At 33.7% G+C, this 25932-nt stretch carries 31 protein-coding genes and 1 pseudogene; 3 read left to right on the top strand and 29 right to left on the bottom strand.

All coding sequences use genetic code 11. From position 1 onward, the window contains the following. Positions 1-86: 86 nt before the first annotated feature. From AC0L8O_RS00475 to AC0L8O_RS00455, 5 genes are all read right to left on the bottom strand, one after another. Positions 87-944, bottom strand: coding sequence for a PhzF family phenazine biosynthesis protein (locus AC0L8O_RS00475; protein WP_473446141.1), 858 nt, complete (start codon positions 942-944; stop codon positions 87-89). A 2-nt stretch (positions 945-946) separates the two neighbouring features. Next, positions 947-1369: a hypothetical protein gene (locus tag AC0L8O_RS00470; protein ID WP_473446140.1), complete on the bottom strand. Its 423-nt coding sequence runs from the start codon at positions 1367-1369 to the stop codon at positions 947-949. A gap of 362 nt (positions 1370-1731) precedes the next feature. Beyond that, a complete protein-coding gene (locus AC0L8O_RS00465) occupies positions 1732-2646 on the bottom strand; it encodes a phosphotransferase (RefSeq protein ID WP_473446138.1) in 915 nt (304 codons plus the stop codon). A 325-nt stretch (positions 2647-2971) separates the two neighbouring features. Continuing rightward, the gene (locus AC0L8O_RS00460) at positions 2972-3934 is read right to left on the bottom strand and encodes a serine hydrolase domain-containing protein (protein WP_473446137.1); all 963 of its coding nucleotides are present in this window, start codon (positions 3932-3934) and stop codon (positions 2972-2974) included. Positions 3935-4374: 440 nt separating this feature from the next. After that, positions 4375-4827 carry a hypothetical protein gene (locus AC0L8O_RS00455; protein ID WP_473446135.1) on the bottom strand — a complete coding sequence of 151 codons (453 nt, stop codon included), beginning with the start codon at positions 4825-4827 and terminating at the stop codon, positions 4375-4377. 315 nt (positions 4828-5142) lie between these two features. On the opposite strand from AC0L8O_RS00455, the gene AC0L8O_RS00450 reads away from it, so the two are divergent. Further along, positions 5143-6150, top strand: coding sequence for a DUF3231 family protein (locus AC0L8O_RS00450; protein WP_473446134.1), 1008 nt, complete (start codon positions 5143-5145; stop codon positions 6148-6150). 348 nt (positions 6151-6498) lie between these two features. Here AC0L8O_RS00450 and AC0L8O_RS00445 read toward each other — a convergent pair whose 3' ends face one another. The 11 genes and pseudogenes from AC0L8O_RS00445 to AC0L8O_RS00395 form a co-directional block, all read right to left on the bottom strand. Continuing rightward, positions 6499-7191 (bottom strand): diguanylate cyclase domain-containing protein, encoded by a 693-nt coding sequence (locus AC0L8O_RS00445; RefSeq protein ID WP_473446133.1) that lies wholly within the window; start codon positions 7189-7191, stop codon positions 6499-6501. Next, a complete protein-coding gene (locus AC0L8O_RS00440; protein ID WP_473446132.1) occupies positions 7173-7778 on the bottom strand; it encodes a PAS domain S-box protein in 606 nt (201 codons plus the stop codon). Before AC0L8O_RS00440 ends, AC0L8O_RS00445 begins: the two co-directional genes overlap by 19 nt. Positions 7779-7874: 96 nt before the next feature. Continuing rightward, positions 7875-8540, bottom strand: a complete 666-nt coding sequence (gene wrbA / locus AC0L8O_RS00435; RefSeq protein WP_473448545.1) for an NAD(P)H:quinone oxidoreductase — start codon at positions 8538-8540, stop codon at positions 7875-7877. A gap of 263 nt (positions 8541-8803) precedes the next feature. Continuing rightward, entirely contained in the window at positions 8804-9223 is a 420-nt protein-coding gene (locus tag AC0L8O_RS00430; protein ID WP_473446131.1) for a DoxX family protein, read from the bottom strand. 40 nt (positions 9224-9263) lie between these two features. Continuing rightward, complete coding sequence (locus AC0L8O_RS00425; protein ID WP_473446130.1) at positions 9264-9869, bottom strand: alpha/beta hydrolase; 606 nt, start codon at positions 9867-9869, stop codon at positions 9264-9266. Next, positions 9866-10809 (bottom strand): annotated as a pseudogene (locus tag AC0L8O_RS00420) (ring-cleaving dioxygenase). Before AC0L8O_RS00420 ends, AC0L8O_RS00425 begins: the two are co-directional and overlap by 4 nt. A gap of 28 nt (positions 10810-10837) precedes the next feature. Beyond that, positions 10838-11446 (bottom strand): flavin reductase family protein, encoded by a 609-nt coding sequence (locus AC0L8O_RS00415; RefSeq protein WP_473446129.1) that lies wholly within the window; start codon positions 11444-11446, stop codon positions 10838-10840. A 23-nt stretch (positions 11447-11469) separates the two neighbouring features. Beyond that, entirely contained in the window at positions 11470-12408 is a 939-nt protein-coding gene (locus tag AC0L8O_RS00410) for a ring-cleaving dioxygenase (RefSeq protein WP_473446128.1), read from the bottom strand. Positions 12409-12460: 52 nt separating this feature from the next. Then, positions 12461-13078, bottom strand: coding sequence for a nitroreductase family protein (locus AC0L8O_RS00405; RefSeq protein ID WP_473446127.1), 618 nt, complete (start codon positions 13076-13078; stop codon positions 12461-12463). A 41-nt stretch (positions 13079-13119) separates the two neighbouring features. Beyond that, positions 13120-13518, bottom strand: a complete 399-nt coding sequence (locus AC0L8O_RS00400) for a DoxX family protein (RefSeq protein WP_473446126.1) — start codon at positions 13516-13518, stop codon at positions 13120-13122. A gap of 38 nt (positions 13519-13556) precedes the next feature. After that, a complete protein-coding gene (locus tag AC0L8O_RS00395) occupies positions 13557-13985 on the bottom strand; it encodes a MarR family winged helix-turn-helix transcriptional regulator (RefSeq protein ID WP_473446125.1) in 429 nt (142 codons plus the stop codon). A gap of 474 nt (positions 13986-14459) precedes the next feature. Here AC0L8O_RS00395 and AC0L8O_RS00390 point away from each other — a divergent pair, with 474 nt between their 5' ends. Further along, entirely contained in the window at positions 14460-15080 is a 621-nt protein-coding gene (locus AC0L8O_RS00390) for a hypothetical protein (RefSeq protein WP_473446124.1), read from the top strand. Between the two features lie 258 nt (positions 15081-15338). Here AC0L8O_RS00390 and AC0L8O_RS00385 read toward each other — a convergent pair whose 3' ends face one another. The 9 genes from AC0L8O_RS00385 to AC0L8O_RS00345 form a co-directional block, all read right to left on the bottom strand. Then, complete coding sequence (locus tag AC0L8O_RS00385) at positions 15339-15860, bottom strand: HAD family hydrolase (RefSeq protein WP_473446123.1); 522 nt, start codon at positions 15858-15860, stop codon at positions 15339-15341. A 241-nt stretch (positions 15861-16101) separates the two neighbouring features. Then, positions 16102-16755 (bottom strand): DUF2306 domain-containing protein, encoded by a 654-nt coding sequence (locus AC0L8O_RS00380; protein ID WP_473446122.1) that lies wholly within the window; start codon positions 16753-16755, stop codon positions 16102-16104. Then, positions 16752-17180 (bottom strand): DUF3021 domain-containing protein, encoded by a 429-nt coding sequence (locus tag AC0L8O_RS00375; RefSeq protein WP_473446121.1) that lies wholly within the window; start codon positions 17178-17180, stop codon positions 16752-16754. The genes AC0L8O_RS00380 and AC0L8O_RS00375 overlap by 4 nt, the downstream gene beginning before the upstream one ends. A 3-nt stretch (positions 17181-17183) precedes the next feature. Beyond that, positions 17184-17633: a LytTR family DNA-binding domain-containing protein gene (locus AC0L8O_RS00370; protein ID WP_473446120.1), complete on the bottom strand. Its 450-nt coding sequence runs from the start codon at positions 17631-17633 to the stop codon at positions 17184-17186. Positions 17634-18123: 490 nt separating this feature from the next. Then, the gene (locus tag AC0L8O_RS00365) at positions 18124-18807 is read right to left on the bottom strand and encodes a DUF554 domain-containing protein (protein ID WP_175638444.1); all 684 of its coding nucleotides are present in this window, start codon (positions 18805-18807) and stop codon (positions 18124-18126) included. 63 nt (positions 18808-18870) lie between these two features. Beyond that, a complete protein-coding gene (locus AC0L8O_RS00360) occupies positions 18871-19689 on the bottom strand; it encodes a MerR family transcriptional regulator (RefSeq protein ID WP_035198865.1) in 819 nt (272 codons plus the stop codon). Positions 19690-20171: 482 nt separating this feature from the next. Next, on the bottom strand, positions 20172-20537 hold the full coding sequence (locus tag AC0L8O_RS00355; protein ID WP_473446119.1) for an EamA family transporter: 366 nt from the start codon (positions 20535-20537) through the stop codon (positions 20172-20174). 130 nt (positions 20538-20667) lie between these two features. Continuing rightward, on the bottom strand, positions 20668-21054 hold the full coding sequence (locus tag AC0L8O_RS00350) for a DMT family transporter (protein ID WP_473446118.1): 387 nt from the start codon (positions 21052-21054) through the stop codon (positions 20668-20670). A 116-nt stretch (positions 21055-21170) separates the two neighbouring features. Further along, entirely contained in the window at positions 21171-22190 is a 1020-nt protein-coding gene (locus tag AC0L8O_RS00345; RefSeq protein WP_473446117.1) for a zinc-binding alcohol dehydrogenase family protein, read from the bottom strand. A gap of 375 nt (positions 22191-22565) precedes the next feature. Between AC0L8O_RS00345 and AC0L8O_RS00340 the strand changes: the two genes are divergently transcribed. After that, positions 22566-22928 (top strand): winged helix-turn-helix transcriptional regulator, encoded by a 363-nt coding sequence (locus AC0L8O_RS00340; RefSeq protein ID WP_473446116.1) that lies wholly within the window; start codon positions 22566-22568, stop codon positions 22926-22928. A 334-nt stretch (positions 22929-23262) separates the two neighbouring features. On the opposite strand, the gene AC0L8O_RS00335 is transcribed toward AC0L8O_RS00340, so the two are convergent. Genes AC0L8O_RS00335 through AC0L8O_RS00320 form a run of 4 tightly spaced genes read right to left on the bottom strand, consistent with a single transcriptional unit; the run spans position 23263 to position 25929 of the window. Further along, positions 23263-24096 carry a sugar phosphate isomerase/epimerase family protein gene (locus AC0L8O_RS00335; RefSeq protein ID WP_473446115.1) on the bottom strand — a complete coding sequence of 278 codons (834 nt, stop codon included), beginning with the start codon at positions 24094-24096 and terminating at the stop codon, positions 23263-23265. Further along, positions 24093-25070, bottom strand: coding sequence for a DUF6005 family protein (locus tag AC0L8O_RS00330; RefSeq protein WP_473446114.1), 978 nt, complete (start codon positions 25068-25070; stop codon positions 24093-24095). Before AC0L8O_RS00330 ends, AC0L8O_RS00335 begins: the two co-directional genes overlap by 4 nt. Continuing rightward, positions 25067-25339 (bottom strand): petrobactin biosynthesis protein AsbD, encoded by a 273-nt coding sequence (gene asbD / locus AC0L8O_RS00325; protein ID WP_473446113.1) that lies wholly within the window; start codon positions 25337-25339, stop codon positions 25067-25069. Before asbD ends, AC0L8O_RS00330 begins: the two co-directional genes overlap by 4 nt. After that, positions 25336-25929 carry an AMP-binding enzyme gene (locus AC0L8O_RS00320; RefSeq protein ID WP_473446112.1) on the bottom strand — a complete coding sequence of 198 codons (594 nt, stop codon included), beginning with the start codon at positions 25927-25929 and terminating at the stop codon, positions 25336-25338. The genes asbD and AC0L8O_RS00320 overlap by 4 nt, the downstream gene beginning before the upstream one ends. Positions 25930-25932: the final 3 nt, after the last annotated feature.

Raw genomic sequence — 25932 nt, 5'->3', positions numbered from 1 at the left:
AAAAAATCTATTACCGTTATTCCACAAAAGCGCCCGATCGATTGTGGAATAGCGGATTCTTTTAGCAGGAATATGAATGGTGACGCTTAGCACAGCTTACCTTTTGTTACTATAATTGCTTTTCCGCCTACCATAACTCTTGGATTATTTTTATTAATTAATTTTGTAATGATCGTAGAAGGTCTGCCCATACTATGCCCTTGAAGGAAAGAGTATTCTTGATTAAATTTGTCTAATATATGGTTATTAAAAAGATAATATGTTAAGGCCCCATTCGAAGTACCTGTTGCGGCTTCCTCATTAATACCATAGAGTGGGCAAAAGTTTCTACTCTCTGCTACCCCTTCTTTTGTATCAAGTGTAAATGCGTGGACTCCTCCCACTAAATTGATCTTTGTATATTCAGCAAGTGCTTTAAAATCAGGATTGAGAGCATACAAAGCATCCTTTGTTTTTATTGGAAGTATTATATCCCAAAGACCAGTACTTACAGCTTGAGGTACTAAATTGAAATTTATATTTCCTATTTGGCTTTTATCAATTTTAAAAAGGGCAGATAAATAATCATAATCATCAAATACTTTTCCTAGCCGAGGTTCAGCTTGCTCCATCATTATAAATGATTGATTCACCTCAACTGAAAGTGTGCCCGCAATTGTTTTTATAAAATATGTATTGTGATCTTCAATCATATGGCTGTCCAATAGGGCTTTGAAGGATGCAATGGTAGCATGTCCACAAAGTTCAACCTGTGAAGTCGGTGTGAAAAACTTTATCTCAAAATTTTTATTGTCTATTTTTTTGATAAATGCTGTTTCTGAAAAGCGAACTTCTGTAGCAAATTTCTGCATAAACTCTTCGTCTAAATTGTCATAGATTACTACGCCTGCTGGATTCCCGCCAAATTTTGTTTCTGTAAAAGCATCAATTACATAATATAACAATCTTAAATCTCCCCTACTAAGTAATTTTCAAAAAAATGTCCCTTTTGCTTAACTAGATAAAGAATACTTTCTTTCCAATCCAACTGTGCTTGTTCTGCTGAAGGTGTTTCAAAGCGAATCACTTCTCTCTTTGAACTCCTTCGTTTCTCACTCTGAAATTCCACTTTATTTAATATGTACTTTCTAAAATTGGATTGACTACAGTTTAATCCATGATTATCTTTCAGGTATTGCCATAAAACTCGCTTGTCATAATATGTTTGCTTGGACTCTTCTGAAAGCAACAAGGCAATAATTTCATAACAGTCATCTATCTTTGATGTTCGTTTACGAATACTTTTCGGCTCATATCCATTAAGGTATTTATCAATCGTCCTCCGATCAACCTCCATCTCACGAGCCAATTTACTCATATTAACTTTCATTTTCTAGCTCTCCAATAATATGTTTAATTTCGTTAAGTCTGAATGACTTTTAACTTCGATATCTGTAGTTATATTTATGGGCATATGCATAATATTCACCCCAGATTATTATGCAGTTTAGTGATCCAAACTGTACATATTTAAACGATCACTTTTGTACATTTTTAATTTAGCATTTGTAAATGGTAAAAAGTAATAAAAAATAAGGAGTGAAACATATTTGTTATGTATAATATGTTTCACTCCTTTTACTTATTGTTCCACAATCGCGCCCGATTGCTGAATAGCCACCGATCCTTGATTGTTAGCAACCTTCCTATGATGTATTGAGCTCTCGTTCTGTGTTAGCGTAATGACATCTCTTAATCAGCGAGAGCACGTTTTATGTTCGCTTTTGCTTCATCTACTAACCTCTCATCATTATCATCAATTGCCTGCATCATTATTAAAATTGGGATATATATAGCCATTAATCGAGCTAGTATCTTCGTTTCTTCATCAACATCCCCATATTCTTTGAAAAAATCTGAACGTGCATCCGGAGGTAAAAAGCTATACACAACATTCAAGTCACAAGCAGGATGTCCTATATTGATATCTCCCCAGTCGATAATCCCTGAAACTCCTCCATTCTCATCTACCAGCATATTTTTAAAATGAAGGTCACCATGGAGGAATACATGCTTTTGCTTCACTTTTTCAGTTCTGAGCTGTTCCAAATAATTCGATAATGCATAATATTCTTCTTCACTTAAATAATGGGAAATGTCGGAAATGAATTTATGCATCTTTTCCTTACGCATCGCAATATCAGTCAGATTTCTATGGTCATGTTGAACTCCATTTTCTTGGGCAATTTTCACAGGGAATGCATGTAAGTTTTTTAAAAATTGCGCGAGAGTAGTTGCTGATCGCGCACGTTGCTTGTCAGTTAATCCGATTGGAAACTCTCCGGATAAATAGGGGTAGCCTAGGAAGGGTGCCGGATAACCATAATCCCCTTCCCCAAAAAATAAAGGTATCGAGTATGCGATGGAAAAATAATTTTTAAGCTTAGGCAGTATCTTTCCTTCCATCCTTAAAGAATTGATTGCAATTTCTCTTCTCGGAAAGCGAAACACATATTCCGTCCCGACAAGAAAAACAGTGTTATCCCAGCCATGTCCTAGTTTTTGTACACTTTTTGAAGCTAACTGCAGAAACTGACTGCTTATTAATTTATGAGCTAATTCTTCAGATACTTCCCATTCTGCAACCCATTGATTCGAACTTCCCATATCCCTTTATCGACTCCCTTGCAAAAGTGAGGCTACGATCAATCTCGCGGCAGTCACATTGAGCTCTTGTTCCTCCGTCATTACTCACTTAACTTATTCAACTCCTGCCCTTTTTCTGGCATAACTTACAAATTCAAGATGAACCATTTATTTTCCTTTCTTACTCCAGAATATGGCCCTTTAAATGAAAAAGAGCGGCATCCTTATTCAAGAATAGCGCTCTCTATTGTTGAAGAATATAATTTCTATTAGTTGGTTTTGCTGAAGAATCATTATTCGACTAAGCACCCAATAATTTAAGTGAAAAACTTCACAATCTCTGACTCTATTTGACCAATGGCATAATATGCTTTCTAATCAATTCAATTCTATCCTTGGCACGTGGCATAAAGCGAGAAGCTATAGTAACTACCATTTCCTTTTTAGGGTTTACGTAAATTACATTTCCTCCATCACCCAAAGCTGCATAGCCATCATCAACAATCCACCACAAGTAACCGTATGACAACTCTCCCCATCGACTTTTTTCCCTTGTGCTGTCCTTTACCCAATTGGAAAATAGAATTTTATTACCATTCCATACGCCATCATTTAAATATAACTGCCCTATCTTTATCATATCCCTTGGTGTTAAAGTAAGCCCCCAACCAGCGGTATTTACACCTTTGGGATCTGCTATCCAACCAGTTACATATTTATCCTTGAGAAAAGCTAAATAATCCTCTTTATTTTTTATAAATGTATTATTAGGGGCTTTGATTCCAAGTGGTTTAAGTAAGTTTTCTTTAGCAAAATCAATAACTGATTGACCCGTTGCATTTGTGAGAATACCTGATAATATATTTATGCCAACGGTTGAATATTTAAACTCTCCAATATCGTTTTTTCCTCCTAGCAAATCTAATGCAGCTTTTACCCAATCATCACTTGAATAGACCTTTGTATAAGGTTCCGACTTGTATTTAAATGGTGCAGTCATTGTTAACAAATTTTTTATGGTGACATTTTGTATTGTTTTTTCGCCACGCTTAATCGTATAATCCGAAAAAAAATCTAATACTTTCTGTTCTATACTTTTTACATATCCTTTATCTACTGCAATACCCATAAGAACTGATATTATACTTTTGGTTACAGATGCAACATGTAATACATCATCCTTGGTATAACCATTAAAGTATTTTTCATAAACCAAACTTTCATTTTTTGTAATAGCAATGCCCGCTATATTGGAATATTCATTATTTATTAAATCTTCAAAATTAGAAATAGGATTATTATTCATCATTACCTTTTCGTATCGACACATTGACGTCAAATATATCAATACATCCCTTTCGTTAAAATGATTGAACAATATTGATTTAATAAAGAATAATTTATTATAAAATTATTTTCAATGTATTTTTACAAAAAATAACAATACGAATAGGATGATTGAATCATTTTACAATCGAAAATATTGATACCTTTAGGTGATGACGCTAAACCTTTAATAAATAGCGTTTAAAATAGTCCATAAAAAACATATATTTAAAAACATTTTTTCTAATTTTGTATATTTCTTAGAGAGCTATCCTGACGAGAGTTCAAGTACACTTCTTCACAATTTGCAACCTATTTGAACTTTTAAGTTTAAACAATCTGGCCTAAAATGAAAAAGAGCGACATCCTTATTCAAGAATGGCGCTTTTATTGTTGAAGACCGCACTTGAACTAAAGCTCCCGCTATTTGAACAAGGATTTTATCTCATTATGAAGATTTACTAACTCATTATCTTCCCACCCCTTTAACTTTGCATATCCAATAACCGACTTAGATACCTTTACTACATTCATTTTTAAATCATCAAATTGAGTTTGTGCTTCAAATAGCATTTCATCGTTAATTAAATTTCTCTTTATACATATTAAATTAACTTCGTGCTCATTTACTTTTTTTAATCTCAACAAAAAAGGACCATCCATAAAGTCAAATTCTGTTTTTTCACCAACTTTAGCATACTCAAAATAACGAAGTTTTTTCGTCCACAAAGATAGGATAACAACAACAAAATCAGTCCACTTTTCTTCTGGGAAGAAGTTGTGTCCGTTCTTTTCGATGTAGATTTCTCCTACTATATTGTTACTATCATTTATAAATAATGTCGTTCTATTAACTCTAATTTTTATCTGGTCCATGTTCATCACCTTCATATATTTAAACTACCTCATTATAGAAACAGGGTAGTGTCTAACCCGAATCCTAGTTGCGCATACACGCTTTAATTACTGAAGATGGTTATTGTATTAACGCACCCGATAGTTTAAGTACAATATTTCACAAACTTTTTTAAAGTCCCCCCATTACTGAATATTTTAAAAGACCTCTTAGTAATGATTTTTCCCCTGTCAAACCAAAAAATTATTAAATTTCCATGCTATATACATAAATGATAAAAAAATACCAATACTTGTTATAGAATATAAAATTAATCTTAAAAAGGAATTGATTACATGGATAATACAAAGGCTGCAAAGTTAACTGCTGGTGAGTTAGCACACTGTTGGGAACAGTTAATGAATAATAGTATGTCAAATGTTGTTTTGGAGTATCTTACCTTAACATCAGAACTAGAAGAAGTTAAATCTCTTTGTAGTGAAGCGGGTTCTATTTCTAAATCTGCTGTACAATTTTTTGAATCTGTTCTACGAAGTGAAAACTATCCAATCCCTAAAGGTTTTAACATTAAAGATGATTTAAACCCAAATGCCCCTAAGATGTATACGGATATTTTTATACTATTTTATTTAAATAATATGTCTAAAATTGGAATGTCATTAACAAGTATGGCACTATCCGATTCAGTAAGGGAGGATATCCGCAATTTTTTCCACGAACAATTAAAAAAAGTTTCAAGTTTATTTGAACGTACCACAACTATTCTATTGGAAAAGGGAGTATTTGTAAGACCTCCTTCAATTACCTCCACTCATGAAACTAACCCAATTGCAGATAAAGGATTTTTGGGTAACTTCTTTAATGATAATAGAGAATTAACGGCAAGAGAAGCAAATGAGCTACACAAAAATGTTTTTATGAATTATATTGGTAAAAACTTATTAATTGGATTTATACAATCTACATCTAATCAGCAATTGATGAGTTTATTGCAACATGGAAAAGAATTATCTTTAAATATTATTGACAAATTAGGTGATATTTTAGTTCAAAATGATTTGCCTATTTCAATGACTTGGGATACAAATGTTTTGGATGGTAAAACATCTCCTTTTTCAGATAAATTAATATCTTATCTATTAGACCAACTAAATCGTGATGGAATCGCCAGTTATGGATATAGTGCAGCAGTAAGTATCCGAAAAGATTTAAAAACGACATATGCAAAGATAATTGCAGATGTGTATCAATATGAAGAAAATATAAAAACCTTTATGATAAAAAATGAGTGGATGGAGAAACCTCCTGTTGCACTAAATAGGGATAAGCTTGCTCAAGACTAAAGAAAAATAAAGCTACCAAAGTAGGGTAGCTTTTTTGTTTTCAAAGGAGTATTCCAAATCTCCTTTAAGAAATAGTGAGTGTACCAGATATATGAAAGCCATTATTCCACTAACCTGCTCCGTTAGTTTAAAATGTAACTCTTCACTCTGGCCTTTTACATAAAAAAGACACGAATGTTATTTATTACACATTCGCGCTTTTATTGCGGAAGATCGTTACTAAATAATTTTTTTTGCAAATTGATTAAATCTAAATACTTTTATAACTATTTTAATAATAATAATGAACTTCCCTCAATTTTGACAAATTACTGATGAACAAGATTCTCCTAAGAAGTATATAAAGTGCTAATTATAAAATTTATACTCGTTTCTATTTAATTTTGCAAAATACAATGCCTTGTCTGCATTTATAATTAATGTTTTGCTATCATTTCCATCGTTTGGAAATATGGAGATTCCTATACTAGAAGTTACTAAAATCTCGTTTTCAGCAATCTTATATGACTTCCGAAGAGCTTTGGTAAGCCTTTCTACATCGCTAATTACACTTTGTATATTTTTTATATCTTTTAGTAAAACAAGGAATTCATCTCCACCTACACGACATTGTACAGTATTATTATTTACATGAAAATTCTCAACTATCCTTTTTGAGTACTGCTTTAAAAGTTCATCTCCTACTTCATGTCCAAGAGAATCATTTATATCTTTAAATTTATCCAAATCCATATAAAGCAAGGCAAGTTTATTTCCTTCAATTCTAGCTCTTTTAATATCTCGTTCTAATAAATCCATAAAACTTCTTCTATTTCTTAATCCAGTTAATGGATCATGATAAGCAAAGTACTCTAGTTTCATTTCATGTGCCTTTTGAGTAGATATGTCACGAAATAGCACTTGTATTACTTTCTCACCTTCATAAACGACTGGTATTGCTTTTATTTCTAAGTAAAGGACTTTATTATCATTTCGAATAAACTTGCCTTCAAAAGCTGTTGTTTTATTAAAATCCGTTATTTTCATAGCTTTTGCAAACATTTCTTCAACTTTCTCTTTATTTTCAGCAGAATAAATGTGTTGCCATAAAGAACTTCCGATAATACTTGTTGATGATCTTTTCCGAAAAGTTTAATACCTGCAGGATTTATAAATACAATTCGATCGTTATTTTGAACAATTATTGCATCTGGTAAAAAATCAACAAGTTTCCTATAACAATCCTCACTTGCCTCAAGTTTTCTCTGTATCTTTAACTGTTCTGAAAAATCTTTATACATAACGACAGCTAATGCTTGCCCACGATTCACAGACCTATACGTAGCAAGAATATCAAGAGTTTCTCCCTTTTTACTTATCCTCTTGGTTACATGATACTGTATATTTTCTCCTCTTCTTAATATATCCAAATGTTGTTCATGTTGTTGCCTTGATAAATTAAAAATAAATGGTGGATAGGGTGCCCCTCTTAAATCATCCATGGTCCAACCCAATAAATCTGTAAACGTGGGATTAGCGCTCAAAACTGCTCCGTCTTGTCCTATAATAAAAATAGCATCGTTTGTGTTATTCCATATGAGATCAAAGGCTTCTTCTTTACTGTTTATTAATTCATCTATGTTTATCATAACCAACCTCTCTTACAAAAAGGTTTAAATTGTCTGTAATCATACTTAATCATTCAAAAAGGGCTAATCAACATTACTTGATTAGCCCTTTTTTAGTTATTGATTTCCTTTTTTCACCCATTCAGCTACTGTAACAGTACGCTTTGCTTGATGTTTAACTGCAGCTTGAACGTTCTCAATCATTTTACCATCTTGACCAACTGTTACACTAGTTCCGTACGGGTTACCACCAGCACCAAATGTAACTGGATCAGTGTATCCAGGAGAAGCAACAAGTGCACCCCAATGATGCATTGTTGTATATAGTGATAAGAGCGTTGCTTCTTGACCACCGTGTGGATTTTGTGCTGAGGTCATTGCACTAACGACTTTATTAACAAGTTTTCCATTAAACCAAAGGCCACCAGTTGAATCTAAGAATTGCTTCAATTGTGATGGCATATTTCCAAATCGAGTAGGTATGCTGAAAATAATGGCATCTGCCCATTCTAGATCTTCTAGTTTTACTTCTGGTACATCTTTTGTTGCTTCTACGTGTGCTTTCCATGCTGGATTAGAATCAATTGCTGCCTGTGGAGCTGTTTCAGGGACTTTTAATACTTTTACTTCAGCACCATTTTCTTTTGCACCTTGTTCTGCCCATTGAGCTAACTCGTAATTTGTACCTGTTGAACTGTAATAAATAACTGCTAATTTTACATTTGACATATTTTCCGACTCCTTTACCGTAGAATTTCCAAATAATTTACTTAAAATACCCATTTTCAAAACACCACCTAATTCATATTTTTCTTTAATCCTAAGTCTATAAAACCACCCCTTCCAAAATCCCATCTATCTTTCCCTTAAAAGGGATGGAAGATAAGTAAAGATTCAAATGGATTTAAGTTTATAGAGTTAATTATTTCATTATTACTGAGATTACCTTAAATTCATAAATCTTGATTTAATATATTATTAATTCAAGATAAATAATATAACAATCTTTTATTATACTCAACCAATTCGTTAAAATAATTAAAATTTTAAATAGATTTTGAGATAGAATTGTCTTTATTGAAAATTAATTGATTAATTGAAAACATTTTGCTTCCATTGATAACAAGATAAGCTGCGATAGCCAAAAATGCTAAATCTAATTCATATCCTGCCATTTGTCCATTACCTAATAATCCAACTGAGAGTTTGACTTTTAAAGTTGCACCAATCATTAATAAACCGAATAGGGCAGATATTAGTTTTGTTGCCAAACCAATGATTAAAGCAACACCACCAACCATCTCAAGCAATGCAACCCCATATGCCAGGAAACCCGGTAAACCTATGCTATCAAACCATCCTACAATATTTTCAATTCCTCCTTGGAATTTATCTAGCCCATGGATAAAGAATAATGCTCCTAATGTTACTCGTAAAATAAGTGCCCCTAATTCATGTTTAAACATACTTAATATAACCTCCAAAATATTTTTTTAAATTAATTGTTTATAAATCACGATACCACTGTGCCGCAGCATCAACTTCTTCTCTTGTTAATTGATGACCTCTATTTTCCCAATGAATTTCTACATTTGCATTCGCATTTTTTAATAAAGACTGTAGTTCAGTAGATTCCATCGGAGAGCAGATTGGATCATTTGTCCCAGCCGCAATAAAAACAGATTTTCCAGATAAATCAGGAAGTTCAATTCCCTTTCTTGGAACCATTGGGTGATGAAGAATGGCACCTTTTAAGGCATGTTGATAGTGAAATATTAAACTTGCAGCAATATTAGCCCCATTTGAGTATCCAATGGCAAATAAATTATCCCGGTCGAAATCGTACTTTTCTGCTGCTTCGTCAAGAAACTCATTTAATTCCTTTGTACGAAAAATAAGATCTTCTTCATCGAACACACCTTCAGCTAATCTGCGAAAGAAACGTGGCATTCCATTTTCTAATACATTACCTCGAACGCTTAGAACAGATGCTTCATCATCAATAATTCCAGCAAGAGGTAACAAGTCTAATTCATTTCCACCAGTACCATGAAGCACTAGTAATGTAGGCTTAGTTAGATCTTTCCCCTTATTAAATATATGTTTCATCATTTATCCCCCTTTAGAATACGTACTTCTACACTAGGCAAGATTTCTTCTAATTCTTGTCGTTTTGACTCTAGCCATGAAGGTAACACAAGTTTAGTTCCAAGTTCATCAATAGGTTCATCAACTGAAAATCCTGGTGGGTCAGTCGCTATCTCGAAGAGTATCCCACCTTGTTCATGAAAATACACAGCTTTAAAATAGTTTCGGTCACGGATTTCTGTCGGATAATACTCCTTTTCTTTAAGGAGAGATTCCCATCTATAAAGATCTTCTTCATCCTTTGATCGCCATGCAATATGATGTACGGTTCCAGCTCCCATTAACCCACGAACAGAAGGAGTTAACTTGATGTCAATGATATTACCTACATTCGCATCAGCTCTAAAGCGAAGAAACCCATCTTGATCGCCAATACATTCAAGTCCTAAAATATTTTCTAAAACTTCTGCTGTTTTATTAGGTTGGGTCGAAAATAATATCGCTCCAGCAAACCCTTTAATCGCGTTATCTGCCTGAATTCCCCCAAAGGACCAACTGTTTATATGCCCCTCTTGTCGTTCTATAAGCTCAAGCTGAAGCCCATCAGGGTCATTAAAGATGATATTTATCTCACCAAACCGTTTAGAAGTCTGGAATTCAACACCAAATTGCTGTAAACGATGTTTCCAAAACGGTAGGGATCCAATTGGTATCACAAAACTTATAACTCCAACTTGACCAGTTCCAATGCGCCCTTTTAACTGTTTAGCCCATGGAAAAAAGTAATGACAGTTCCAGGTTCTCCATTTTCGTTACCAAAATAGAGGTGATATACTTCTGGGCGATCAAAATTTATTGTCTTTTTTACAAGTCTTAATCCAAGGACACCCGCGTAAAAATCGATATTCCTTTGAGCATCATTCACCATTGCTGTAATATGATGGATACCAGTTGTTTTTTGCATTCTCAATCCCTCCTTTCTTACATTTGTTTTAATTTGGTCGTTCTATGGAAAATATCTCACCTATTTTTGCGTAATTTACACCTGCTAATCGACTAACAGCCCCTAAGCCCTTTGGATCAATTCTTCCTTTTTCATAAATACTATCTTCAATATGAAACTGAACAACTTTTCCTATTATAAAATCACATCCTGGTGTAACCACACCGCCAAGTTCTAAAGAATGTTCTAGCACACATTCCATTCGAATTTTAGATTCTTTCACTCCAGGAACTGAAACTCTCTCACTTTCAATTGGAGTTAATTTAGCTACCATTACTTCACTTTGATTTGATGGAAGATTAGCAGCTGTTTCATTCACCTTTTCAACATTGTCCTCATCAACGATATGAACAACAAATTCTTTTGATTCAATGATGTTTCTCGCTGTATCCTTTTGTCTCTCCTTTGATCGTTGAATGGATAATGAAATCATTGGCGGATTTGAAGATACGATATTAAAGTAACTAAATGGAGCCCCGTTTAGAACGCCCTCCTTTGTTCTTGTCGTGACAAAGGCAATAGGTCTAGGTATAATGCTACCTATTAAAAATTTGTAATTCTCTCTTTCGCTATTGTTTGTAGGGTCAATTGATAGCAAAGAAATCATTCCTTTTCAAAAAATTAGTCTAGCTCTCTTACTTTAATCGGAATTAAGCCCTCTTCGATTTGTTCTCTAAATTGTTCATACTGATGAGGTAACATCAGTTTTTCTCCCATTGTCTCCAATGATTCATCATGCGCAAATCCTGGAGGATCTGTTGCAATTTCAAAAAGAATCTCTCCATGTTCTCTAAAGTAAATAGCATGAAAGTAGTTCCTGTCTTGTACAGGTGTAACTTGATAGCCATACTCTGTAACATATTTTTGCCAATCTAATTGATCTTGGTCATCAATTGCTCGCCATGCGATGTGATGTACTGTTCCAACGCCCATTTGTCCTCGCCAAATAGGCGTTTGTTTTAAATCAATGATATTTCCAATCTCTGCTTTAGAACGGAAACGACTAAAATCGCCTTCTTGTGCAACAAGTTCAAGTCCCATACCCTTTTCTAATAATTCCGCCGTTTTATCTGGCTGGGTTGATAATAAGGTCGCTCCGCCAAACCCTTTAATCGCAACTTCAGGCTTTAATCCTCCAAAGTTCCATGTATTAGCCTCACCATCTTCTCTCTCAACTATTTCCAAGTGAAGCCCATGTGGATCATCAAATTCCATATACTTCTCACCAAATCTATCCATTTCAGTAAATGATATTTTGAATGATTCTAATCTTGTTTTCCAAAAACCAAAGGAACCTTTTGGAACAACAAAAGATGTAACCCCTACTTGACCGTCTCCTATCACACCTTGGCGTGCTCCTGCCCATGGAAAGAATGTCATAATTGTGCCTGGTTTACCACCTTCATCACCAAAATAAAGATGGTAAGTCCCTGGATCATCGAAATTGACCGTTTGTTTTACTAGACGCAGACCTAACACACCTGCATAAAAATCAACATTCTCTTGAGGGTGACCTACAATTGCCGTTATATGGTGTATCCCCATTGTTTTTCTACTCATTTTATTCACACTCCCATTTAGAAAGGATTCACCTAAGTTTCTATCTCATGTGTTATAGATAGGTAACAAATTCACTTAGTGGTTTACGATAACCTCGTGCTCTTCTACTCTCTACTTTCTCTTTCCCTATTGTCAACATTAAAACCACTTCATGATGATCATCAATATTTAAGATATTCTTGACTGCTTCAGAGTCAAAGCCAATCATAGGACAGGTATCCCATCCTTTTTCCTTTGCGGCCATCATAAATAGCATCGATGATAAGGAAGCATTTCTAATGGCTTCATCTCTCTGAAAATCTTGCCCTCTGGATTCATAAAATGTAACTGTATCATGAACCATTTGGTCATATTCTTGTTTATTTATCACTCCTAGCATTTTTAACCCAGCATAAATTTCCGATGCTTGTTGAAATGCTTTTTTATCACCGAGTACGATAATAACCGCAGAAGAACTTGATACTTTATATTGTCCATTAGCAGCCGCCTTTAATTTCTCTTTCACAACTGGATCTATGACAGTTACATATTTTGTATGTTGTAGATTAAAAGCTGATGGAGCAAGTTTGACTAATTCAAATATTTCATTTAGTTCTTCTTTTTTTATCGAATGATCAGGAAGAAAGTTATTTGCTGATCGTCTCTCTTTTACTAATTGTATAAAATCCATACCAAATCCCCTTAATTGAAGTATCTCTACTTCGAGATATTTTAGAATAAAAAATAATCAAGACTATAACGGCCAGCACCGATTAAAGCTATACCGATAGCTATAACAAGTAAGGTTAGATTATATTCATATCCATTTGATGTTGACCATAAACCATTTTGACCATGTACTTTTACTATAGCCATTAACATAGTTCCTGCAATGATAATCCCTGCTAGTGGTGTTAAAAGTCCTAATGCAAATAAAATTCCTCCGATTAGTTCTGCTAACCCTGCAAAAAGTGCCATTGTTACCCCTGGCTTCATTCCGATAGATTCAAACCAACCACCAGTACCTTTTAATCCATAACCACCAAACCATCCAAACAGTTTCTGCGCACCATGACCTATAAATAAGAAACCTATAACTACCCTAATAATTAACAAACCTATATCTATCAATGTACTTCCTCCAATTATTATTTAATTTTGATATGAAACTATTTTTCTAACCTTTGTCTTACTTTCCTCAAAAGAAAGGACAAATCCTCGACCTCGTTAGGTTTTAGAGACTCAAATACCAGATCAATGAATTCTTCATGTTCTGGCATAACAAAACCCATTAGTTCAAGCCCTTTTTCAGTTAATGTAACGTGTATAACTCTCCGATCTTCAGGACAGGCATTCCTTTTGATCAAATCCTTTTGTTCTAATTTATCTATAACATATGTCATCGAACTACTAGCTATTAGAATACTTTTGGCAATTTGCTGTATCGTTTGTTTACCTTTGTGAAAAAGAACTTCTAAAACTGAAAATTCAGTAATACTCAAGTTTTTTTGAGTCATGTCATCCCTTATTCGTTCTTGAAATACTCTTGCTGTTTGCATTAGCAATAAAAACGGATGATTCGAACATTTTCTTTCCATGTGACACCTCCTATTAAAGGTAAGATAACTTACAACACAATTTATCTCGAATATCATTATCTCGAATTAAATTATCTTGAATATGAGATAATTTTATTTAATTTATTTCTTTTTGTCAACATATATATTCAATTTAATATTTTTCTTTGAAAATGAGCTTATTGAATATCTACCTTGTACAACAATCTGGCCAGATTGCAGAAGATTAAACCTTCCTATTTTTCGGATTTATTTTATCTCTATAATAAATTCTTATCGAATAATTTCTCGTACGGCTTAATTATTTAATAGAAACATCAATAGTTGTTAATATCACTCTAGATTTAATATAGGAACACGTTAACCTAGACCATTAGAACCATTTGTTCCTTTGTTTGAAACGAAACCCACTAAATGATCGTATAGAATAATAGATAATGCCAGATAAAACACACTATCTCTCAAGAAACGGATGTAGTTAGAGGAGTGATTAAATTGAGAGAAGGAAGAAAACCAATATTACATACAAACATACTAAACGTTACTTTTGTTTGTCTTTTTCTTGCACCACTCATGAGTGCTTTAACAGAAAATATGAAGATTTTTATTGGAAGTATATTGACCGTTCCAATCGTTTTCCTAGTTTTAGTTCTCCTTTGGCTAAAGTTTGGATACAGCGGTGTTTATTTTAACAGCATTAATGTATTTATCATGTTAATAATGATCTCGGTCTATTCATCCATCCCTCTATTCAGTATCATCTGGGGTCACTGGGTTGCCTGGCTCACAATCTTTATCCATATCGTTACGTTTGTGGTCGGATATATTAAACGAGAAAAACTCATCCTTATATTGAATGGTCAAAATACAGACGGAAAAAAGGACCCCAATCCATTTTTTTTGTTTTACTTTTTAGGAATTATGGTGGTAGGAGTTGCTGGTATCATCATCATGAGGGTTTCAATAGCGACAAATGCAAGTGGTCTTTCCTTTTTTGGAGTCTTACACCTCCTATTCTACTGGTTATTTGCAATTAGTCCAACTTTTCTTATCCATCCAAAACGTGCACTAGAGCTGGGAGTAATTTCGAAGAGACATTATGATAAATATAATTAGTGTCTTGGAGAATCTATCAGGGCATAGGTTCTCTTTTTATGTTTTACTTGAATGAATCATAATTATATAAAAATTTTAATTAACTTTAAAGAGTGTTATTGACCGATAACGTAGTAGCTTCAAAACATCCCTTTACTCCACATATGGATACACCCCCTATCCTTTTGATACACTCTTACTTGAGATCAATGCAACTTAATGAACTCTATAACCCTTGTATATATTGTTTCTCAATCAAATGTTTCTTCACAGAATAAGTTAACCAGTATGTATTTTATTATTTTCAAGATCCATAATTATTTCATATAGGTTAGTCATAGAGTTAATAGTGTAATCAGCATCATTAAAGACTACACCATTACTTTCTTCTGTAAAAAATATAGTATGTATTCCAACAGCTTTTGCTGGAACGATATCCTTTTTGTAATCGTTACCTATCATAATACATTCTTCAGATTTAAGATTTAAATTTTGAAGTATTTTATTAAAAAATTCAGGGTTTGGTTTTGTTACACCTAATTCATAAGAAGTAAATAGGTAATGGAAGTATTTTCGTATATCTACTCTATTTAAAGCCTCTCCCATTAATCCTGTAGTTGAATCGCCAGCGTTAGAAGCCACACAACATATATAATCTGTGTATGCCATCTCTAATGCTTTATTTATACCAGGAACTGCTTCTACTTTCTCCCAATATGCCATAGGACCTTCTAATTCAGGAAAATCCCTCATAAGAGTGTCTCCCCAGTCGAATATTAACGCTTTAATTTCTCTTTTCATTGTCTTTTCCCCTTTTCTATACAAATTACTTAAAACTCTCTATACCAATGAAAATTAATAAAAAGGTGGAAATACCTTTTTTCATTAATCTGCCCCCCATAGTTTTTGTACGTAAACTTCACCATTACTTCCTAATTCTAACTTAAATCTTCATATTCGTTATGCTACAATCTGGCCCTAACATGAAAAAGCACTTACCTTATTTAAGATAAGCGCTCGTTTACGTAAGATTGAAGTCATTTTAAGTATGGCTAGTAGTATTTAATAACATTTTTCTACTCATTTTAGTTTTCCTTTGTATAATCATTTGTGCGACAATTAAATTTGGCACCCAACATAACCATGCAATAATAGCATAACTGAAATTAAAGTTCTCAAAACCAAATACTAAGGTGAACAATAGTAACCAAATTCTTAAAGTAACTGCTGCAAAAGTTAAAGAATAATTTCTAATCATCCACCTTTGATGTTCCTGAATATTTTTGTTTTTTACTTTAACGAGTGCTTGAAATGCTGTTATTAACCAAAAAACAGATAAAAAACTAAAACCTAATTGTGATATCACTCCTCCTGTTGCATACATAGCTAAAAAAAGTCCTGATACACCTGCAAAGAAAACTCCTATAATATAAATCCTACCGAATATTTTATGACGATTGATATTTTTTTCCCTAAACTTTGCAAATAGTGTGAAAGGGCCTATTACTAACGCTGCTATTCCGAAAATGATATGTATAAAAAGCATGATATACCAAAGAGAATTCAATGTGGAAGTAAACAATAGTTTCAATTGAACAAATCCCGCTTGACATGCATCCATAATAAAATACTGAACAACGGAATAACCAGATATAAAAATAGCTGAAATAATAAATAGAAGCTTAATTTTATTCATCCCCTACCATCCTTCAATTTCTTCCTCTCTTGAATGGCTTGATTCATTTCTTTTATATCCTTTTTGATTAACACTAAACTAAATATCCAGCTAATCACATAAATTATAATCATCCAAACTAATAAGCTTAACATTGAGTTTATATTCGTAATTTCATACCATTCCCCAAAATAACCAGCAGCTAGCACACAAATTGTTACGAGAACAAAATGAATGATAAGTTGTATTGTAAAACTGAATCGTTCTGTTTTAAAAATTAATGAAATCCAACCAATGACTATGCCTAATATCCCAGCGATAAGATATTCTTTGCTAAGCTCATTCCCTGTCATTACAGCTTTTGGGTTAAATAATGCTTGAAAAGTATAAGATGAACTTAACCCAATCAGTAGACCAATCATGGAAAAACGTAAAATTTCATACATCCATTAATCCCTCCCAATGCCTAGACGATTTTTTAATTCTTTTAAATATTTGCGACTCACACGTACTGATGATTCATCATCTAAAATGATTTCTGTGGAGCCAATACGTCCCATTTGAATAGAAGTTATTTTGTCAATATTGACCAGTATAGATTTACTCACTCGGACAAAATCATGTGATAACATCATTTCTAATTCGTAAAGCTTTCGTTTGGATTCAAATTCATGATCAACCGTCTGTAAGAAAACCTTTGCTTCTTCTGCATAAATATAATAAATATCTTTAATTTTGAGCATATGAATTTCCTGATGTAAGTAACCATCTATCGCAGTTGTTGTCTTTATATCTTGTAGTTGTTTCATGAGTCGTTCAATCTGCTCATTATACTGTTTTGCATGAATTTGTATTTCGGTTTCTTGAATCTTTTCATCAATTATTAGTTGAATTTTCATACATACCTCCACTCCTAGTTCATACTGTAACATATTATCTTCTGTGGTTTTCCATTTCTCTGTTAAGTGGTAAGAAAGTAGTCATAAGAGGTTAAATATTACAAATAAGAATCAATGTATAGCAGCCACAGAAACTCATATTTTTTTGAATATTAATTTATATTTTCTAGTATAATGATGTTTTTATCATATGTATTAGTGCCAAAATTAAAAAAGCACTTAACCTTGTCATCGTTAAATGCTCAGATTGTAAATTTCAACATAATTACTGATATGCTTGACTCAAAGTACCATTTACCTTTTTCTGAAAAATTACTTAGTCAGGTCTCTAAATTATTCTAAAGACTAAAATTTTTTTAAAAGATATTGTTCAACAATCTGGCCTTTTAAATAAAAAACAAGCGCCATCCTTATTCAAGAATGGCGCTTAGATTGCTGAAGATTGTTATTGAATTAACGTTTCCCCTTAAGTGCAATATATAGGCAGATATTATAAATTGAATAAATGCATAACAAAAAAAACAAGTGGAGGAATTATTATTGATGGTAGAAGATTTAAGGTATTACATTTCTTAATCCCCAAAATACTTAAACCTGATGCTATGATTAATATACCTCCTACAATGGTCACTTCGTTTAGAAGATCATTATTTATGGAGTTCTCCATTAAAATAGCAATTAAATAAATCGAACCCTGCCAAATAAATAAAACAATTCCTGAAACAGCAATACCAATGCCAAATGTGGATGCTAAAACAATAGAAGTAATTCCATCCAGTATCCCATTTGCAAGAAGATACGTATAATCTCCCTTTAACGCTGCCTCAACAGGACCAATAATCGATAGTGTTCCGATACAAAATAATAAGATAGCAGTCGCTAACCCTTCAGCTAAATTACCCTTGGAATACTTATTAACTAAAGCATTAAATTTTGATTCCAAATCCATCCTTTGACCAAGCAATCCCCCTGCTGCTAAACTTATTATAAAAAGTACAGGATATTTACTAGAAGGTAAATGTTCTACTAACGCATTAATTCCTAACCCCAATGCAACTAACCCCATAGCCTGCATTAGAATGTTATGATATTCATCTTTTATTCCCTTTTTAAAGATGCTACCGACAATGCTACCTATTAGTATCATCATTGTATTAAAGATTGTTCCAAACATAATTATTTCTCCTTTTAACTATTTTCCTATTCTAAAAATATAGACCCTCCCGTTAGGTGAGGGTCAATACTTTATTGGTATTTGTATTTCTGTCAAATAGTCTTCTTTACTACCGGAGATATAATGGTCTATTATTGTTCTTTCAATGGAGTCCCCGATAATTTCGAAACCATTATCATTAATAAAATTCAGTAAGGCTCGATAATGTTCAGGGGAAGCGCTATGATTACCGTTATAATAAATACAAACATACATTCCTTCTGGAATGGTGGCCACTAAAGGACTCTGAATATCATCTTCTTCAATTAAAATAAATATTGAGTTATATTCATTGAATTTGTTGTTTACTATATTATTAATACTTAAGGTAAGACCCACTCCCCCAATGAATATAGAAGAACTCCTATTGGACTGACTCTCTAATTGCCGCAGGGAAACTTCCAGCTCTGGTTCTGAACTGATTCTTTCCATTAACCTTACTATCCTTCTTTCTTCCATCCTTTTTATGAATGGAACATCCAATTCCTTTATTGCTCGTGCCCGTTTAATGTCCTTTATTCTATTTTGAAACCTGCTATTAATTTGCTCTAGTTTTTTAATTTTTTCTTCTGTTAATCGTTTCTGCTCCTCTAATAGAATTAAAAAACCTTCGATATTCCTGTGATCCAGATGTCCTTTAATTTCCTTTAATGAAAAGCCTAATTCCTTTAAATAGTGAATGGTATTCAACTGTTCAAATTGTTCTGTTGAATAATATCTATAGCCATTGTTTTCATCTGTATATATAGGTTTCAATAAATCAATTTCATCATAATATCGAAGAGTTTTTAACGTCATATTATGAAGTTTAGCCATTTCTCCAATTGTAAATCTATTCTTCAATTTAATCTTCCTTTGAAAGCCGTCATCTTAACACTATAATACATGATCATTTGGTGTTAAATAAACCTGCACAATTATTTTAACTACATTCCTTCATAGTTTTAGCTTATTATTCACACACGTTATTCAACAATCTGGCCAGATTGCTTAATAAACCACCGTGTTAATGAAACCACCTAAATGTACTAAGAATACATACAAAAAGACAACCCAAGCTGTCATCGGATTGCCCTATCATTATTTACCTTTATTTAATGCAGTAAATATTCTACAATATGCATTTTTAATAATCTTATCTTTTTTCATGGTATCTATTTTCCAATAAGTTATTTTTTCACCTTTATATAACTCTGGTAGCATACTAAAATAGGATGTTGATAAATGAAGTCCTTTAATTACCTATGCTTTTTTCACAACTATAGGCCCATTCATATTAGTCTTATTATCTTGTAACATTTTCCTTTGATATAAGTTATTCATGATTATGAACTAATTATAATTAGTGTTCCGACAATCTCTATAGAAGATATTTGGTACCCTTGTATAACCGAAATAGTAATAGTAGTTATCGGTACAAGATTAATAAAAAGGATACCATTTATTGGTGTAAGAGCTTTATTACCAGCATTCCAACAAAACACTGCTAAAACACCTGCAAAAAGGATCATATAACCTAATTCAAGCCCTACATTTTTAACAAGTGTAAGTGTTGGCAATTCTATTATTCCAACTAAACTAAAGGCAAGCACAATAAGACTAATAGAGATTGCACCAAGAACACAACTCCAAGTTGTATACCTTAACGGTGACCAACCACTAAACTTATTAGCCCCCAACGTGTAAAACACTCAACAAATCACACCAATTAACATCCCTAGCATGGGTACGACATTATTCCCTGCAGAAAGAAAAGCTTCTGGATCTCCTTTTGTAACAACCAGTAAAGTTCCAATGAGTGAGAAAAAATTGAAAGCAAAACTATTGCGTTTGGCCTTTTTTCTTAGCGATCGATATGATGATTAAACTAACCAACGGCATTAAACCCAGCACAATAGACGCTAATAAGGCACCTGTATCTCCCGCCATTTTTTGACCTGAAAACATTAAAAAATTTAAACCCACAAACCCTATCGTACCGTAGAACCATAAAAGAAGAAGATTCCCTTCAACCTTTAGACTTTTCTTACCCTCAAATAATAGGAGAAGTAATAAAAATATAAGAGTAGCAGCCGTATAACGTATAGCTGTAAATGAAAATGGATCTATTTGTTTTAATGCACTCCGCATAATAGGAAACTGTCCTCCCCATGATAGAACAGTTAGTAAACATAAGATTGTACCTTTAATTAATTGGTTCTTGTTCAACTTCTTCTTCTCTCCATTCCAGAATAATCCTTAAAAGCCACTTCTATGTTAGAGATGATAGAAGTGGCTTTTATTAATGAAATAATAGATATCTTTATACTGACGTCTTTAAAAGATTAAAAACTCTCTAAAACAACTTTACCTATCATTTGACCAGTTTCCACCATTTCATGGGCTTTACGAAGGTTATCGGCATTAATTGGAGAAATTGTTTCTTTTAATGTAGTACGGAACTTACCTTCTTCAATTAACTGGCTTAATGAGGTTAATAATTCATGCTGTTTAACCATATCAGCAGTTTGATACATTGCTCTTGTAAACATGAACTCCCAAATAAATGTAGCACTTTTACTTTTTAAAACGTTTAAATCTAGTGGTTTACTGTTTTCAACAATTGAACAAATTTTACCTTGAGGAATAATGACGTCACCCATACTTTCCCAGTGATGATCTGTATTATTTAAGCAGAAGATATAGTCAACTTCACTATAACCAAACTTTTCTAATTGGGGTCGGAAAGATTGATGATGATTAATCACTAAATCTGATCCAAGTTCTTTAACCCATTTTGTGCTTTCTTCTCTAGAAGCTGTTGAGATAACTGTTAGTCCAGCCAATTTAGCCAACTGAATAGCAGCAGACCCAACTCCACCAGCTCCACCAATAATTAAAATAGTCTTGTTCGTATTCTCTTGTTTGTTATGCAACTCAATACCTAATCGATCAAATAAACCTTCCCATGCGGTAATGGCAGTTAAAGGTAAAGCAGCTGCTTCTGCATCACTTAATGTTTCTGGTTTTTTCCCAACAATTCTTTCGTCTACTAACTGATATTCACTATAACTTCCTGGTCTAGTGATACTACCTGCATAATAAACCTTATCTCCCGGTTTAAAGATTGAGCAATCCGGACCCACCTCTTCAACTACACCACAAGCATCCCAACCAAGAATTTTTAGAGCTTCTTCCTCCTTTTCTTTAGGTGAACGAACCTTTACATCAACTGGGTTAATGGAAATTGCGTTGATTTTTACAAGTAAGTCTCGCTGAGTAGGTACTGGTCTATCAATGTTTTCCTCAATAAGACTCTCCTTATGTTCAATCGGTAAGTATTTGTATAAACCTATAGCTTTCATTGTAATTGCCTCCTATAAAAGTAATTTCAGCTACAATTATAGTAATTCAGGTGGTGAAACGTAAGTAGGCACAATTATGTGAGATAGTTACATTAATGTTAGTTATGGAGTAAACCTTTGTAGGTAGTTGTGTAATCGAACAATTAACGTTTAGTGAGACTCTAACACTGTTCATAAAGCTCATGAAGAAGATTAATCTCTTATTTTTCCGCTGGATTTAGATTTAATCATTTACCACAAGTAATTTATACAGGGGTTGATGGCATTGGTTTAGGAGTTTTTTTCTAAAATATGGTAAGATTAGTATGTTTCAAAACAGTATTATTTATCTAATAGTTATAGAGAAAAAACCATTGTTGTAGGAGTGACAGAGAGATGAGAAATAGAAAAAGTGGATACGGCTGTCCTGAAGGATGTCCAGTAGAAGCAACTCTGGATGTTATTGGGGGAAAGTGGAAAGGTGTTATCTTATTCCACCTTATTGATGAAAAGAAACGTTTTAATAAACTTAGATCATTAATGCCAGGTATTACTCAAAGAATGTTATCATTACAGTTAAGGGAATTGGAAAATGATGGGGTTATCCATAGAGAAGTGTACCCAGAAATTCCCCCTAAAGTCGAATATTCTTTAACAGAATTTGGGAGAACATTAGAACCAATTATTCTCTTAATGAAAGACTGGGGAGAAAATTATAAAAAACTTATGGTAGAGGATAAACTGAAGAATACTAATTAGAGTGTAAAAATCATATATCGTTCTTTAAGTAAGCCTTCTTTGAGGGGTAGTTTACAATTCAACCCAAATACTCATAACCTTTGTGGAATTTTTACTACACAGGTATTTTTTATATTTTTTTGAGCCTAAAAATTATGAAGGATACATAGCATAGAACTAAGTTTTTCTTCACTTCAAAAACGTGTTAATAACTCGTTTCCTTCTTTAAAGATAAAATAAGAAAAAACGTCTCATTCCAGTATTAACAAGGAATTTAGACGTTTCTATCACTCTGGCAATGGTGCCATTTACGATTTTATTAGTACCTAAACAAATGGTATGTTATAGTTTATACTCATATCTGCTTCACCAGTAACTGCTGAAGTAATTCTCGCACCTCACTCGCATCCTTCTTTAACACATCCTTCACATTCCGTCCAAACCATTCTAAAGAAGCGTTGATGTCCATTGTTTCAATAGCTTCGCTTAAAAACTCTTGGTAATCTACTTTCCCATGAAATAGCGGCACCATTCCTTCTCTTGTTCCTGCAGCAGCGTAGACATTGTCAGGCGCAAATACTGATAGCTTTTCACGTGACGAGATGTTTTTTAGATGAAAATGAGAGATATATGGAAGAAGCTCTTTCATTGCTTTAATTGGATGTATTCCTGACTCCCACACGTGCAGGACATCAAAGTTAATCCGAAGTGCCGGATGATGAACCTCTTGTAATAGATTTAATGTAGAATCAAGTTGATCTGCCAGTGTGTTTGGATGAGTTTCTACCAGAAGATATTGTCCTTTTGCGTGTAATTCTTCACAAATAAGACGAACCTTTTGTACAAGCTCTTTTCGCTCCTGACGGCTTGTTTGTCCACTTCCCTTTCGTCCGACAAATGTACGAATTTTGTTTGTACCCCAATGTTTCGCGATGTTTGACAGATCGTTTGTCTCTTTGATCATTGTGTCAATATCGGCATCTAAAGGAAGGTAATCACTTATCATACTTGTTTCTAACCCATAGGCGTTGAGCCATTCTTCTCCATAATGGGTATCGTCCCGCAAATTTTTGGCATGTACTCCCCAAAGCTCGATTCCGTCAAACTGATGTGACTTCGCCCAATGAGCAATCTGATCAATTGAATACAGATGGTGTCGAAAAGAGATGGTACAAATTGAAAGCTTCATCGTACTGGTTCACCTTCTTTTTGAGAAAGGCATTGCATTTGTAACCATTTGTTGAAACAAATCTGCAAACCTTTCTTTATTTTAAATTCCAGTTCATTTTGGTCTTGCAGTTTTTCAAAAATCAAATCAAGAATAAGAGGATCTTTCGTTACTTCATACTTCATTGCGCGGTATTGAATCGTGGTAAAGCCTTTAACAAGATGTTCGATTTCCGTACACCACTGTTCAAATCCTTCTTCCTCCAGATCGAGGGCTTCCCAAAAATAGGCAAAAGCATGTTCATAGGCATATTTTCGAATCGCTAAAACAGGCAGCTGTTTTAAGGCTTGCGAAAGCTTGATTTGGTGAGGATTTCCTTCCGCTACATTATGGATGATCTCACCAATTGTCTCTGTTATCGGATTGAGATCATGTTTAATGCATGTATGAAAGTAGGCTTGGATTGTTTCTTTCGTTGGCGGTTGGATATCCGACGCGTGAAAATAATAACCACCTTCAACACTCGGTTCATTAATAGCTTGAAGAATTCTTTCTTTTGGAAGGATGCCTTCCCATCGAAAGTCAGGGTCATACATGAACCACTCATCTTCTCTCTCTGTCTTTTCAAGCATGACATAATGAGGAAACGGTCTTTGATGAAATTTATTTTCCCGTTCCGGCAGCATCGATAAGTCAAGCATCACCATAACAGATGTGTGGTTGTTTTTTTGTTCGATCAATCTTTGGAGTTCTTCAATATTCTCAGATTTAGACTTCTTTTCGTCATACCATTTAAACAACTTCACTCCATAAAGCAGTTCATACCATGTCTGAAAGAACTCATGGTCAATTTGATCGGAATGATAGGTTAACTTTCCGTTTACCACATCAAAATCAGCATCCCACACACCAAAATAATAGGGTCTATGATCGACACCTTTCGTTTTCTTGATCACTTCACAAACACAGCTAACAAAGCAATGAACCTTTATCATTTTATTCCTCCATGTGCTTCACATTGTTGACGTTTAATAAACTCAATGACTGTATGAACGGTTTGAAAATCCTTTGGAACAAGCATTTCATCTGGAACTTTAATTCCAAAATCCAATTCGATATACAAAATGAGCTCAAGTATCATAACCGAATCCATGTATAGATCTTCATTTAAACGTGCTTCCTCATGAAATGCCGCCATTGTAGGAAGCTCCAGTTTATCTTTTAACATGTGATAAATCATCTCAATCATTTTTTCTCTCTTCATATATGTAACTCCGCTAATTGGTTTCTGCTAATCTTTCCGTTTTGCAGCTTCCCAATCTCCTCTACTTGTTTAAATTCCAATGGTATTTGATGTGGAGCAAGAAATCGGCTGCACCAATCTCTCAGTTCAGATTCTTCAATTCTTTCATTTGAAACATATTGTGCACATACCCGCTCACCTGAGAGTTTGTTTTTCATTTTATAAACAACAGCCTCGTTGATTCTCGGTTCCTCAAGTAGGATATTTTCAACTTCATGTGGATACACATTTAAGCCAGCGACATTGATGGTGTCATCAATTCTGGATAGAAAAACGAGAATTCCTTCTTTTAGATAGCCCAAATCGCGTGTATAAATCGACTTATCATAGGAATGAATGACAACTTCTCCAGGGTTGTCCTCTTCACCAGCCTCTATTTTCACATGTGGCAGCGGGGTCCCCATTTCAGCAGGATGTTTTAGTTCAGAATGAATAGCAACACATCCCGCTTCCGAACACCCATACTGCTGAAAAACCTTCTGTGATACAGCTTTTATGGAATTCAGCCAATTGGACGGCATAACTGTACCGGAAGTCATCACACAATCCATTTG

Source organism: Metabacillus sp. KJ11-3 (assembly GCF_055808295.1).
The sequence above is the reverse complement of the archived record's forward strand: the minus strand, read 5'-3'. Positions and strand labels throughout refer to the sequence as shown.

Excerpts from the sequence above, each read along its gene's own strand:
- AC0L8O_RS00470 (WP_473446140.1), bottom strand. The coding sequence starts at position 1,369 with ATGAAAGTTAATATGAGTAAATTGGCTCGTGAGATGGAGGTTGATCGG.
- AC0L8O_RS00465 (WP_473446138.1), bottom strand. The coding sequence starts at position 2,646 with ATGGGAAGTTCGAATCAATGGGTTGCAGAATGGGAAGTATCTGAAGAA.
- AC0L8O_RS00460 (WP_473446137.1), bottom strand. The coding sequence starts at position 3,934 with ATGATGAATAATAATCCTATTTCTAATTTTGAAGATTTAATAAATAAT.
- AC0L8O_RS00455 (WP_473446135.1), bottom strand. The coding sequence starts at position 4,827 with ATGGACCAGATAAAAATTAGAGTTAATAGAACGACATTATTTATAAAT.
- AC0L8O_RS00450 (WP_473446134.1), top strand. The coding sequence starts at position 5,143 with ATGGATAATACAAAGGCTGCAAAGTTAACTGCTGGTGAGTTAGCACAC.
- AC0L8O_RS00445 (WP_473446133.1), bottom strand. The coding sequence starts at position 7,191 with ATGTTTGCAAAAGCTATGAAAATAACGGATTTTAATAAAACAACAGCT.
- AC0L8O_RS00440 (WP_473446132.1), bottom strand. The coding sequence starts at position 7,778 with ATGATAAACATAGATGAATTAATAAACAGTAAAGAAGAAGCCTTTGAT.
- wrbA (WP_473448545.1), bottom strand. The coding sequence starts at position 8,540 with ATGGGTATTTTAAGTAAATTATTTGGAAATTCTACGGTAAAGGAGTCG.
- AC0L8O_RS00430 (WP_473446131.1), bottom strand. The coding sequence starts at position 9,223 with ATGTTTAAACATGAATTAGGGGCACTTATTTTACGAGTAACATTAGGA.
- AC0L8O_RS00425 (WP_473446130.1), bottom strand. The coding sequence starts at position 9,869 with ATGATGAAACATATATTTAATAAGGGGAAAGATCTAACTAAGCCTACA.
- AC0L8O_RS00410 (WP_473446128.1), bottom strand. The coding sequence starts at position 12,408 with ATGAGTAGAAAAACAATGGGGATACACCATATAACGGCAATTGTAGGT.
- AC0L8O_RS00405 (WP_473446127.1), bottom strand. The coding sequence starts at position 13,078 with ATGGATTTTATACAATTAGTAAAAGAGAGACGATCAGCAAATAACTTT.
- AC0L8O_RS00395 (WP_473446125.1), bottom strand. The coding sequence starts at position 13,985 with ATGGAAAGAAAATGTTCGAATCATCCGTTTTTATTGCTAATGCAAACA.
- AC0L8O_RS00385 (WP_473446123.1), bottom strand. The coding sequence starts at position 15,860 with ATGAAAAGAGAAATTAAAGCGTTAATATTCGACTGGGGAGACACTCTT.
- AC0L8O_RS00380 (WP_473446122.1), bottom strand. The coding sequence starts at position 16,755 with ATGAATAAAATTAAGCTTCTATTTATTATTTCAGCTATTTTTATATCT.
- AC0L8O_RS00375 (WP_473446121.1), bottom strand. The coding sequence starts at position 17,180 with ATGTATGAAATTTTACGTTTTTCCATGATTGGTCTACTGATTGGGTTA.
- AC0L8O_RS00370 (WP_473446120.1), bottom strand. The coding sequence starts at position 17,633 with ATGAAAATTCAACTAATAATTGATGAAAAGATTCAAGAAACCGAAATA.
- AC0L8O_RS00365 (WP_175638444.1), bottom strand. The coding sequence starts at position 18,807 with ATGTTTGGAACAATCTTTAATACAATGATGATACTAATAGGTAGCATT.
- AC0L8O_RS00345 (WP_473446117.1), bottom strand. The coding sequence starts at position 22,190 with ATGAAAGCTATAGGTTTATACAAATACTTACCGATTGAACATAAGGAG.
- AC0L8O_RS00340 (WP_473446116.1), top strand. The coding sequence starts at position 22,566 with ATGAGAAATAGAAAAAGTGGATACGGCTGTCCTGAAGGATGTCCAGTA.
- AC0L8O_RS00335 (WP_473446115.1), bottom strand. The coding sequence starts at position 24,096 with ATGAAGCTTTCAATTTGTACCATCTCTTTTCGACACCATCTGTATTCA.
- AC0L8O_RS00330 (WP_473446114.1), bottom strand. The coding sequence starts at position 25,070 with ATGATAAAGGTTCATTGCTTTGTTAGCTGTGTTTGTGAAGTGATCAAG.
- asbD (WP_473446113.1), bottom strand. The coding sequence starts at position 25,339 with ATGAAGAGAGAAAAAATGATTGAGATGATTTATCACATGTTAAAAGAT.
- AC0L8O_RS00320 (WP_473446112.1), bottom strand. The coding sequence starts at position 25,929 with ATGGATTGTGTGATGACTTCCGGTACAGTTATGCCGTCCAATTGGCTG.